The sequence below is a fragment of the Mycobacterium sp. PTI7 genome (assembly GCF_056679845.1).
The window spans coordinates 1075884-1087104 of sequence record NZ_CM155252.1 but is presented as its reverse complement, the minus strand read 5'-3'; the positions used below and the strand labels follow the sequence as shown (position 1 = coordinate 1087104).

Here is an 11221-nt window from a genome sequence, read left to right as displayed (position 1 = left end):
CAGCCTAGTGGGCTGTAATGGAGGCCCCAAGCCGCCCTACGGACGGAGTGCATGTGGACGTCGACGTCACCGTGGTCGGTAGCGGGCCGAACGGATTGAGTGCCGCGGTGATCCTCGCCCGCGCCGGGCTCTCGGTGCGGGTGCTGGAGGCGCAACCCACCGCGGGCGGTGGCGCCCGCACGCTGCCCGACCCCGAGTTCGGTGGCGTCAGCCACGACATCTGCTCGGCCGTACACCCGCTCGCGCTGGCGTCACCGTTCTTCGCCGAGTTCGACCTGCGTGCCCGGGGCGTCCGGCTGGAGGTCCCCGACATCTCCTACGGCAATCCCCTGCCCGGCCGGTCGGCGGCCATCGGCTACCGCGACATCGAGCGCACGTGCGCCGAACTCGACGACGGCGCTTCTTGGCGCAGGCTGCTCGGCCCGCTGGCGGCGGACTGCGACGGCGTCGTCGGACTGCTGCTCGGTGACAAGCGGTCGATCCCGCCGTCGATCCCGGCGGCCCTGCGCGTCGCTCCCCGACTGCTGGCGCAGGGCACGCCGCTGTGGCGCACCCTGGTCGGCGAGGATGCCCGCGCGCTGTTCAGTGGCGTTGCAGCGCATACGATCTCGCAGATGCCGTCGCTGGTGTCGTCGGGTGCGGGCCTGATGCTGTCGACGCTCGCGCATGCGGTCGGCTGGCCGATCCCCGTCGGCGGTTCGCAGGCCATCCCGGACGCGTTGATCGCCGACCTCCGCGCTCACGGCGGCGAACTGGTCACCGGTGAGGAGGTGACGAGCCCGCCCGGTGGCGTCGTCCTCTACGACACGGCCCCCACCGCGCTGCTGGGGATCTACGGTGACGCGCTGCCCGCGGGTTACGCGAAGGCGTTGCGCCGCTACCGCTTCGGCCCCGGGGTGGCGAAGGTCGACTTCGTGTTGTCCGGTGAGATCCCGTGGCAGGACGAGAGATTGGCGACGGCGCCCACCCTGCACCTCGGCGGCACGCGAACCCAGATGGCGCACGCCGAATCCGAGATCGCACGCGGCAGGCACGCCGAGTGGCCGATGGTGCTCGCCGCCCTGCCGCACCTATCCGATCCGGCTCGCGTCGATGCCGCGGGCCGCCGGCCGCTGTGGACCTACGCCCACGTGCCGGCCGGCTCGACCGTCGACGCCGCCGAGACCGTGATCGGCATCGTGGAGCGGTTCGCACCGGGCTTCCGCGACCTGGTGGTGGGTGTCCGCAGCATCCCCGCCGCCCGGCTGGCCGACCACGACGCGAACCTCGTCGGCGGCGACATCGGCGTCGGCGGCAACAACATGTTCAGCGCGCTCACCGGTCCCACGTTGCGGTTGGATCCGTGGACGACGCCGGTGCGCGGGGCCTATCTGTGTTCGTCGGCGACGCCTCCCGGCGGGGGCGTGCACGGCATGGCCGGGTACTACGCCGCGCGCACGGTGCTGCGCCGCGAATTCGGCATCCGTTCGATGCCGCCGCTCTCGCCCCGGCCGTCGTGAACCGGTGCAGGCGTCGCGGTGCACGGCGACGCCGAGAGCAGGTTCGCGGCGGCACGTCACCGTGCGGTTCGTCACACCCATCCCGGGGGCGTGCCGTTCCGAATGGTGGGTATGTTCCGCGACGTGGCCATCGTGCAACGGCAGTCTCTTGAGTAGGGGAAGCCGGTCCGCGCGGGCGCGCACCTTGACCTCGGCGCCGACCGAGGCGCTCGGCTTGATTCCGGAGTCCGACTTCGAGGCCTGGCGCCTCGGTGTCCGCGACGCCGTCACGCGAGACGTCGGCGACTTCTTCGCCACGCGGTGCGCCCGCGAGCTGGCCGGCACCGACGTGGACGTCACTGGCGACGTGCTCGCCGGCTTCCTGGACAGCGGCAAGTGCGTGCGCTCGACCTTCATGTACATCGGCTGGCTGTGCCGGGCCGACGACGACAGGGCCGCGCTCCATGCCGCGGGCAGCCTCGAATTGCTGCACGTCTTCGCCCTGCTCCAGGACGACGTGATGGACGGGTCGCCCCTGCGGCGGGGCCGGCCGTCGGCGCACGTCCAGTTCGCCGACTGGCACCGCAGTCGCGGACTGTCGGGGTCCCCGGAACGCTTCGGCGACTCGGCGGCCGTGCTGCTCGGCGATCTCTGCCTGGTCTGGGCCGAGCAGATGCTGCGCGACAGCGGCCTCGACCACGCCACGCTCGGCCGCGCCTGGCCCCGATACGACCACATGCGCGCCGAACTCGCGATCGGTCAGTTCGCAGATCTGGTCAACGACGCGGCCGGACTGCCTACGCTCGAACACGTGCTCGAGGTCGCGCGGCGCAAGTCCGGCAACTACACGGTGCGCCGTCCGCTGGAACTCGGCGCCGCGATGTCCGACTGCACTCCACGTGTCCTGAACCGGCTGGGCGCCTACGGCGACGCGATCGGCGAGGCCTTCCAGATGCGTGACGACCTACTCGGTGTCTTCGGCAGCCCCGAGGTCACCGGAAAACCGGCGGGTTCGGACCTGTCGGAGCGGAAGGCGACCAGCGTGGTCGTCGCCGCACACCAGCTCGCCGACACCACCACCCGCGCCGAGATGTCGGCGCTGATGGATGCCGACGAACTCCACGATGGTGACGTCCAGCAGTGGCGCACCCTGATCGCCGCCACCGGCGCGGCCGAATGGATCGAGCAGTTGATCGACGAGAGATTGACCCGCGCACTGGATCGCATCGACACCGATCAGATCCCCGACGCCGCCCGCACCGCCCTGGTGGGCATGGCGGCCATCTGCACCGACCGGGTCGCCTGATGCGCACCCTCCCCGGCGCCACCGACCGCGTCGTCGTCGTCGGCGCGGGCCTGTCCGGCCTGTCGGCGGCCATGCAGCTGGCCGGCCGCGGACGTCAGGTCACGGTCCTCGAACGCGGGTCGCACCCCGGTGGCCGCGTCGGCCGCGCCGACGTCAACGGGTACCGCATCGACACCGGCCCCACGGTGATCACGATGCCCGACATCATCGACGACGCCTTCGCCGCCGTCGGCGAGACGATGGCGCAGCGCCTCGAACTCGAGCAGGTGGATCCGGGCTATCACGCGCGCTTCGCCGACGGCAGCCACCTCGTCGTCCGCAGCGACGCCGACGCCATGGCCGCCGAGATCGAGCGGTTCTCCGACCGGCGCCAGGCCGACGGATACCTCGAGATGCGCGAGTGGCTCACCAAGTTGTACGAGGTCGAGTTCGACGGCTTCATCGGCTCCAACTTCGACTCGCCGCTGTCCCTGCTGACACCCCAGCTCGCGCGGCTCACCGCGATGGGCGGGTTCCGGCGCTGGGAGACCATGGTCGGCAAGTTCGTCTCCGACGAACGCCTCAAGCGCGTCTTCACGTTCCAGGCGCTCTACGCCGGCGTGCCGCCGCAGCGGGCGCTCGCGGTGTACGCCGTGATCGCCTACATGGACACGGTGGCCGGCGTGTACTTCCCGCGCGGTGGCGTCCGCGCCCTCCCCGACGCGATGGCGGCCGCGGCCGCCGCCGCCGGCGTCGAGTTCCGCTACGACACCCCCGTGTCGTCGCTCGACGTGTCGGGCGGCAGGGTCACCGCGGCGGTCACCGACACCGGCGAGCGCGTCACCGGCGACGCCTTCGTGCTGACGACCGAACTGCCCCAGACCTATCAGATGCTGGGCCGCACCCCGCGCCGCGCCGTGAAGCTGCGCCCCGCACCGTCGGCGGTCATCGCACACGTGGGCTGCAAGGCCGTGGACGACCAGACGGCCGGACACCACAACATCCTCTTCGGCAAGGCATGGGACCAGACGTTCCGCGACATCATCGACGAGGGACGCGTCATGGGCGATCCGTCGCTGCTGGTGACCCGGCCGACGGCGAGCGACCCGAGCCTGGCACCCGAGGGCCGCGACCTGCTCTACGTGCTGGCGCCCGCACCGAACACCGCCGTCGGCAAGATCGACTGGGCTGCAACGGGTTCCGAGTACGTCGAGGGGATGCTCGACACGATGCGGGAGCGCCTACCCGGCGTCGGCGAGGACGCCGAGATCCTGCACGTCGTCGATCCGTCGGACTGGGCCGCCCAGGGCATGATCGACGGCACGCCCTTCGCGCTCGCGCACAACTTCGGCCAGACCGGACCGTTCCGGCCCGCGAACACCGTGCGCGGCGTCGACAACGTCGTCCTGGCGGGGTCGTCGACGGTTCCCGGCGTGGGCGTGCCCACCGCGATCATGTCGGGACGCCTTGCGGCCGACCGCATCACCGGGCAACCGGTCCGGCGCCCGACCATCGAGGCGGTCCGGGGATGATCTCGTCCGAGCTGGACGCCGCGGGGGTGCGGGATCCCGAGCTGCGGGACGCGTACCGACGGTGCCGGGAGATCAACGCGCAGCACGGGCGGACGTTCTTCCTCGCCACCCGTCTGCTCGCACCCGAGCAGCGGCCTGCGGTGCACGCGCTCTACGGGTTCGCCCGGCAGGCCGACGACATCCTCGACGACGTCGACTCGCCCCTCACGCTCGCCGAGCGGGGCGACCACCTGCAGTCGCTGGCCACCAAGCTCTTCAACCACCTCGGTCAGGGCGACGGGCAGAGCGACGATCCAGTGCTGACCGCGGTCGTGCACACCGCCCGGCGCCACGACATCCCGTGGGAGTACTTCGACGACTTCCTCGGATCGATGCGCATGGACCTGACGGTGTTCGACTATCCGGACCGCGCGCAGCTCGATCGCTACATGTACGGCTCGGCCGAGGTGATCGGACTGCAGCTGCTCCCCGTGCTGGGCACCGTCGTGCCCCGCGAGGAGGCCGGGAAGTACGCCGCCGCGCTGGGGACGGCGTTCCAGCTCACCAACTTCTTGCGCGACGTCAACGAGGACCTGGGCCGGGGGCGGGTCTACCTGCCCGCCGACGAACTCGCCGCGCACGGCGTGGATCGCGACCTGCTCACCTGGTGCCGGGAGAACCGTCGCACCGACGTCCGGGTGCGCAACGCGCTGGCCGAGCAGCACGCCGCCACCCGCCGCATCTACGCGTTCGCCGGTCGTGGCATCGACACGCTGGCCCCGAGGTCGCGGCCGTGCGTCGCCGCCGCACTCGACCTCTACTCCAAGATCCTGGACCGCATCGAGGAGATCGACTTCGAGGTCTTCACCCAGCGGGCCACCGTGTCCAACCCGCGGCGCCTCGGCGTCGCGGCCACCGGGCTGTCGAAGGCGTGGTGGGCGCGGGCGCGAGGCGGGCGGGCCTGAGCATGGATCGCGGGGGATACTGGATCCGATGGTGACCGAACGGAGTGATGCCACGTGAGTAGAGCGACGAATGACGTCCCGGCCTCCTTCGACGCGGGCGCACGCGCCTACGACGGGCTGGTCGGTGCGAATCCCGGCTACAACGAACACCTTCGGCTGTCCGCCGAGCGGATGAACATCCCCGACCGCGGCCGCGGGCTCCGGCTGCTCGACGCCGGCTGCGGCACCGGGCTGTCGACCGCCGCGCTGCTCGCCGCCGCGCCGGAGGCCGAGATCATCGGCGTCGACGGCTCGGCGGGCATGCTCACCGAGGCGCGCGCCAAGTCGTGGCCGTCGTCGGTGCGCTTCGTGCACAGCTACATCGAGAACCTCGCCGAGGCGGGCGTCGACGGTCGCTTCGACGGCATCTTCGCGGCCTACCTGATCCGCAACGTCGCCGACAAGGACGCGCAACTCGCGGCGTTCCTGCGGCTGCTTCGACCGGGCGCGACGCTCGCGATCCACGAGTACTCGGTGCGCGACGACAAGATCGCCGCCGTGACGTGGAACATCGTCAGCACCGGCATCATCATCCCGTTCGGGCGCATCCGCACCGGCGACGCGGAGCTGTACCGCTACCTCCGCCGCAGCGTCAACCAGTTCGACGGAGCCACGGCGTTCCGGAAGCGGTTGCAGGACACCGGGTTCGTCAACGTCCGGAGCGAGACGATGCCCGGCTGGCAGAAGAACGTGGTGCACACCTTCCTCGCCGAGGCGCCATCGGCATGAGCGCATTCGGTGAGTTCAAGGCCCGCGCCGCGAAGGCCTCGCCGTTCGAGGTGCTCCCCCGACTCCGGTGGGCAGGTCAGCGGCCCACCTACCGCGAGGCGTCCCCGGCACTCATCCGCTCGGCCCTGCGCCGATCGCAGGCCCGCCCCAGCGGCAACTGGTACGTCGTCGGCGCCAGCGAGCAGGTGACCCGGAAACCGTTGAGCGCCGACGTCGCCGGCATCGAACTCGTGGCGTGGCGCGGCGAGGACGGAACGCCGAACATCGGCCCGGCCGCGTGTCCGCACCTGGGCGCGGACCTCTCGACGGGCACCGTCGACTGCGGTGCACTCGTCTGCCCCTGGCATGGACTGCGACTGTCCGGCGGCAGGGAGCACGGCTGGCGCCCGTATCCCGCCCACGACGACGGCGTGCTGGTGTGGGTCCGTCTGGACCGCCTCGGTGGCGAGGAGCCGACCGACGCGCCGATCCTGCCGGAACGCCCAGAGCTGCCACACATGTCGGCCGTCGCGGACCTGGTCGGCGTCTGCGAACCGTCCGACGTGATCGCCAACCGGATGGACCCGTGGCACGGATCCTGGTTCCACCCTTACTCGTTCACCCGGCTCGACGTCCTCAGCAGCCCGCCGGTCGACGACGACGTCCCCGACGCGCTCGATCGCTTCCTCGTCGCCGTGACATTCCGGCTCGGGCGCCTCGGCATCCCCGTGATCGCCGAGTTCACCAGCCCCGAACCCCGCACCATCACCATGCGGATCGTCGAGGGCGAGGGCGTCGGCAGCGTGGTGGAGACCCACGCGACTCCTCTGTCGGCAGGCCCCGACGGACGGCCGCGCACCGCCGTGATCGAGGCGGTCATAGCGCACTCCGACAGGCCGGGCTTCGCCTACGCACTGCGGGCCACCCCGCTGATCAAGCCGCTGATGCGCCATACCGCGGCGCGGCTGTGGAAGGACGACCTGGTCTACGCCGAGCGCGTCTACGCGTTGCGCAGCCAGACGTCCGACCGCTAGCGGACGGCGGCGGGCAGACCGGCGGCGACGAGCAGCGGAATCTGTTCCACCGCCCAGGGACTGATCGCCCACGGCAACGCCGCAGCGGCCGTCAACTCGTCCCAGTCGACCCAGCGATAGTCCATGGTCTCGTCGGCGACCGGCGCTATCGGGCCCTCGACACGGGCCCAGAACACCGGGCAGATCTCGTTCTCTACCGTGCCGTCCGCGGCGACGGCACGGTAGCGGAAGTCGGGCAGCACGCATGCCGGCTCCCCGACGGCGGCTCCCAGTTCCTCGACCGCGCGACGGCGAACGGCATCGGCGGGATCCTCACCGGGCGCGGGGTGACCGCAGAACGAGTTGGTCCACACCCCCGGCCAGGTGCGCTTGCCCAGCGCGCGACGGGTCAGCAGGACGCGGCCGTGATCGTCGAAGAGGTAGCAGGAGAATCCGAGGTGCAACGGGGTGTCCACGTCGTGCACCGTCGACTTGTCCGCACTGCCGATGGACCGCCCCGACTCATCGAGCAGAACCACCAATTCGTCGCGGGTAGCTGTCATCGACACGTCCTCCGCATACCCCATGATCACTACCCCCATGCATCTCGACGACGAGTTCGGCGCGTCCGGCAGCGGTGACCGCTCCCGAACGCGCCGACGTCGAACGTGTGACTACGCCGTCTCGGTGATCGGCCGGTCGACCCAGCTCATCAGGTCGCGCAGCTTCTTGCCCGTGACCTCGATCGGGTGCTCGGCGTTCTGCTTGCGCAGATCCTCGAGTTCCTTGTTGCCGCCCTCGACGTTGGCGACGAGGCGCTTGACGAAGGTGCCGTCCTGAATGTCCTTGAGGATGGCGCGCATCCGGTCCTTGGTGTCGGCGTCGATGACGCGGGGACCGGAGATGTAGCCGCCGAACTCCGCGGTGTCGGACACCGAGTAGTTCATCCGGGCGATGCCGCCCTCGTACATCAGGTCGACGATCAGCTTCAGTTCGTGCAGCACCTCGAAGTAGGCCATCTCGGGGGCGTAACCCGCCTCGACCATGATCTCGAAGCCGGCCTTCACCAGTTCCTCGGTGCCACCGCACAACACGGCCTGCTCACCGAACAGGTCGGTCTCGGTCTCTTCCTTGAACGTCGTCTTGATGACGCCCGCACGGGTGCCGCCGATGCCCTTGGCGTAGGACAGCGCGAGCGCCTCGCCCTCACCCTTGGGGTCCTGGTCGACGGCGATCAGGGCGGGAACGCCCTTGCCGTCGACGAACTGCCGGCGCACCAGGTGCCCGGGCCCCTTCGGCGCGACCATGCCGACGGTCACGTTGGCGGCCGGCTTGATCAGGTCGAAGTGGATGTTCAGGCCGTGGCCGAAGAACAACGCGTTGCCGTCCTCCAGGTGCGGCTCGATCTCCTTGGTGAAGATCTCCGCCTGCGCCGTGTCGGGGGCGAGCAGCATGATGACGTCGGCCCACTTGGCGACCTCTTCGGGGGTGTCGACGGCGAGGCCCTGCTCGGTCACCTTCTCGCGGCTCTTGCTGCCCTCGCGCAGGCCCACCTTCACGTCGACACCGGAGTCGCGCAGGCTCAACGAGTGCGCGTGTCCCTGGCTGCCATAGCCGATCACGCCGACCTTGCGTCCCTGGATGATCGACAGGTCCGCATCGTCGTCGTAGTACATCTCAACTGCCACTTGTTCTTTCCTTCTCTCTTCTCTGGGTCTGGGGTTACTTCGAGGTGACCATGCCGCGCGGGCCGCGGGCCAGCGTCACCATGCCGGACTGGGCGATCTCGCGGATGCCGTACGGCTCCAGCAGGTTCAGCAGCGCCTGCAGCTTCCCCGGCGTCCCGGTGGCCTCGACCACCAGTGACTCCGCGGAGACGTCGACGACCTTGGCGCGGAACAGGTTCACCGTCTCGATGATCTGTCCGCGCGTCGCGGCGTCGGCACGCACCTTGATCAGCGCCAGTTCCCGCGACACCGAGTTGTCCTCGTCCTGCTCGACGATCTTGATCACGTTGACGAGCTTGTTGAGCTGCTTGGTGATCTGCTCGAGCGGAAAGTCCTCGACCGCGACGACGATCGTCATGCGCGACAGGTGCTTCTGCTCGGTGGCCCCGACGGCGAGCGACTGGATGTTGAACCCGCGCCGCGAGAACAGCGACGAGACGCGGGCCAGCACACCGGGCTTGTCCTCGACGAGGACCGAGAGCGTGTGAATGGTCGTCATCACTACACCTGATCCACGTTGTCGAACAGCGGGCGGATGTCCCGCGCCGCCATGATCTCGTCGTTGCCCGTGCCCGCCGCGACCATCGGCCACACCTGCGCGTCGGCACCGACGATGAAGTCGATCACCACCGGGCGGTCGTTGATCGCCCGCGCCTGGTTGATCACGTCCTCCACGTCTTCGGCACGCTCGCACCGCAATCCGACGCAGCCCAGCGCCTCGGCGAGCTTCACGAAGTCCGGGATGCGGTGGCTGTGCGTCGAGAGGTTGGTCTGGCTGTAGCGCTCCTTGTAGAACAGCGTCTGCCACTGGCGGACCATGCCCAGGTTGCCGTTGTTGATCAGCGCGACCTTGATCGGCGCACCCTCGACGGCACACGTGGCGAGTTCCTGATTCGTCATCTGGAAGCAGCCGTCGCCGTCGATCGCCCACACCTCGGCCTCGGGGCGGGCGAACTTCGCGCCCATCGCCGCGGGCACCGCGTAGCCCATGGTGCCCAGACCGCCGGAGTTGAGCCACGTGCGCGGCTTCTCGTACTTGACGAACTGCGCCGCCCACATCTGGTGCTGGCCGACGCCCGCGACGTACACGGCCTCCGGGCCGGCGATGCGGCTCAGCGTCTCGATGACGTACTCGGGGCTGAGGCTGCCGTCGCTCTGCGGGTCGTAGCTCAACGGGTAGGTGTCCCGGACGCCGTTCAGGTACGTCCACCACTCGGCCATGTCGAGCGTCTGACTGTCGACGCCGTCCTTGCGCAACGCCCCCAGCAGATCGTTGATGACGTTCTTCACGTCACCCACGATCGGCACGTCGGCGTTGCGGTTCTTGCCGATCTCCGCGGGGTCGATGTCGGCGTGGATGACCTTGGCCTCGGGCGCGAAGGACGACAGCTGACCGGTGACCCGGTCGTCGAAACGGGTGCCGAGCGCGATGAGCAGATCGCTCTTCTGCAGGGCGCCCACAGCGGCGACGGTGCCGTGCATGCCGGGCATGCCGAGGTTCTGGGCGTGGCTGTCGGGGAACGCGCCGCGGGCCATCAGCGTGGTGACGACCGGGATGCCGGTCAGCTCGGCCAGTTCCAGCAGCTGCTCGCTGGCCTCGCCGCGGATGACACCGCCTCCCACGTACAGCACCGGCTTGCGGGCGGCCGCGATGAGCTTGGCGGCCTCGCGGATCTGACGGCTGTGCGGCTTGGTGTTCGGCTTGTAGCCGGGCAGGTCCATCACCGGCGGCCAGTCGAACGTGCACTCTCCCTGCAGGATGTCCTTGGGGATGTCGACGAGCACGGCGCCGGGGCGGCCCGACCTCGCGATGTGGAACGCCTCGGCGAGCACGCGGGCGATGTCGTCGCCCTCGCGGACGAGGAAGTTGTGCTTGGTGATCGGCATCGTGATGCCCGAGATGTCGGCTTCCTGGAACGCGTCGGTGCCGATCAGCCCACGGCCGACCTGCCCGGTGATCGCGACCACGGGGATCGAGTCCATCTGCGCGTCGGCCAGCGGGGTGACCAGGTTGGTCGCGCCCGGACCGGACGTGGCCATCATCACGCCGACCTTGCCGTTGGCGTGGGCGTAGCCGCTCGCCGCGTGGCCGGCGCCCTGCTCGTGGCGGACCAGCACGTGCCGGAGCTTGACCGAGTCGAACAGCGGGTCGTAGACCGGCAGCACGGCACCGCCAGGGATGCCGAAGATCACGTCGACGTCGAGTTCCTCGAGCGAGCGGATGACGGCTTGCGCGCCGGTCATCCGTTCCGGCCCAAGCGTTGTCGGCAGCGGCGCCGACGACGTGGAGTCGGCCCTCTTCTCGGTCTCGACGACGGCCGCTGTGGGGTTGCTCGCGGGTTGCGATGCCGGCGGCCGCGTGGTTGGTGCGCTCACGGTGTCCTCTTCACTCCGTTGACTACTCATGTTCTGGGGCAACAAAAAACCCCCGTCAGCTTCCGCTGTACGAGGGTGCGCGTCGGTATTTCGTAGAGCCCGACTGTCACTCAGCCTGG

Annotated in this window: 10 protein-coding genes; 6 read left to right on the top strand and 4 right to left on the bottom strand. The window is 69.8% G+C overall.

Annotated features, from left to right (window positions below; translation table 11 throughout):
* The first annotated feature begins 53 nt into the window (after positions 1-53).
* The 6 genes from AC1MEY_RS05260 to AC1MEY_RS05235 all read left to right on the top strand — a co-directional run bounded on the left by AC1MEY_RS05260 (position 54) and on the right by AC1MEY_RS05235 (position 7020).
* On the top strand, positions 54-1499 hold the full coding sequence (locus tag AC1MEY_RS05260; RefSeq protein WP_480229660.1) for a phytoene desaturase family protein: 1446 nt from the start codon (positions 54-56) through the stop codon (positions 1497-1499).
* Between the two features lie 184 nt (positions 1500-1683).
* Positions 1684-2784 carry a polyprenyl synthetase family protein gene (locus AC1MEY_RS05255; RefSeq protein WP_480229659.1) on the top strand — a complete coding sequence of 367 codons (1101 nt, stop codon included), beginning with the start codon at positions 1684-1686 and terminating at the stop codon, positions 2782-2784.
* Positions 2784-4295, top strand: a complete 1512-nt coding sequence (gene crtI, locus AC1MEY_RS05250; RefSeq protein ID WP_480229658.1) for a phytoene desaturase family protein — start codon at positions 2784-2786, stop codon at positions 4293-4295. The genes AC1MEY_RS05255 and crtI overlap by 1 nt, the downstream gene beginning before the upstream one ends.
* On the top strand, positions 4292-5239 hold the full coding sequence (locus AC1MEY_RS05245; protein ID WP_480229657.1) for a phytoene/squalene synthase family protein: 948 nt from the start codon (positions 4292-4294) through the stop codon (positions 5237-5239). The genes crtI and AC1MEY_RS05245 overlap by 4 nt, the downstream gene beginning before the upstream one ends.
* Before the next feature lie 54 nt (positions 5240-5293).
* Positions 5294-6007 carry a class I SAM-dependent methyltransferase gene (locus tag AC1MEY_RS05240; protein ID WP_480229656.1) on the top strand — a complete coding sequence of 238 codons (714 nt, stop codon included), beginning with the start codon at positions 5294-5296 and terminating at the stop codon, positions 6005-6007.
* Positions 6004-7020 (top strand): DUF5914 domain-containing protein, encoded by a 1017-nt coding sequence (locus tag AC1MEY_RS05235; protein WP_480229655.1) that lies wholly within the window; start codon positions 6004-6006, stop codon positions 7018-7020. Before AC1MEY_RS05240 ends, AC1MEY_RS05235 begins: the two co-directional genes overlap by 4 nt.
* Here AC1MEY_RS05235 and idi read toward each other — a convergent pair.
* The 4 genes from idi to AC1MEY_RS05215 all read right to left on the bottom strand — a co-directional run bounded on the left by idi (position 7017) and on the right by AC1MEY_RS05215 (position 11102).
* On the bottom strand, positions 7017-7562 hold the full coding sequence (idi, locus tag AC1MEY_RS05230; protein ID WP_480229654.1) for an isopentenyl-diphosphate Delta-isomerase: 546 nt from the start codon (positions 7560-7562) through the stop codon (positions 7017-7019). The two genes, AC1MEY_RS05235 and idi, sit on opposite strands and share 4 nt — an antisense overlap.
* 111 nt (positions 7563-7673) lie before the next feature.
* A complete protein-coding gene (gene ilvC / locus AC1MEY_RS05225; protein ID WP_480231309.1) occupies positions 7674-8675 on the bottom strand; it encodes a ketol-acid reductoisomerase in 1002 nt (333 codons plus the stop codon).
* A 46-nt stretch (positions 8676-8721) separates the two neighbouring features.
* Positions 8722-9225 carry an acetolactate synthase small subunit gene (ilvN, locus tag AC1MEY_RS05220; RefSeq protein ID WP_480229653.1) on the bottom strand — a complete coding sequence of 168 codons (504 nt, stop codon included), beginning with the start codon at positions 9223-9225 and terminating at the stop codon, positions 8722-8724.
* A gap of 2 nt (positions 9226-9227) precedes the next feature.
* Positions 9228-11102, bottom strand: a complete 1875-nt coding sequence (locus tag AC1MEY_RS05215; protein ID WP_480229652.1) for an acetolactate synthase large subunit — start codon at positions 11100-11102, stop codon at positions 9228-9230.
* Positions 11103-11221 lie beyond the last annotated feature (119 nt).

Excerpts from the sequence above, each read along its gene's own strand:
- crtI (WP_480229658.1), top strand. The coding sequence starts at position 2,784 with ATGCGCACCCTCCCCGGCGCCACCGACCGCGTCGTCGTCGTCGGCGCG.
- AC1MEY_RS05245 (WP_480229657.1), top strand. The coding sequence starts at position 4,292 with ATGATCTCGTCCGAGCTGGACGCCGCGGGGGTGCGGGATCCCGAGCTG.
- AC1MEY_RS05235 (WP_480229655.1), top strand. The coding sequence starts at position 6,004 with ATGAGCGCATTCGGTGAGTTCAAGGCCCGCGCCGCGAAGGCCTCGCCG.
- idi (WP_480229654.1), bottom strand. The coding sequence starts at position 7,562 with ATGACAGCTACCCGCGACGAATTGGTGGTTCTGCTCGATGAGTCGGGG.
- ilvC (WP_480231309.1), bottom strand. The coding sequence starts at position 8,675 with ATGTACTACGACGACGATGCGGACCTGTCGATCATCCAGGGACGCAAG.
- ilvN (WP_480229653.1), bottom strand. The coding sequence starts at position 9,225 with ATGACGACCATTCACACGCTCTCGGTCCTCGTCGAGGACAAGCCCGGT.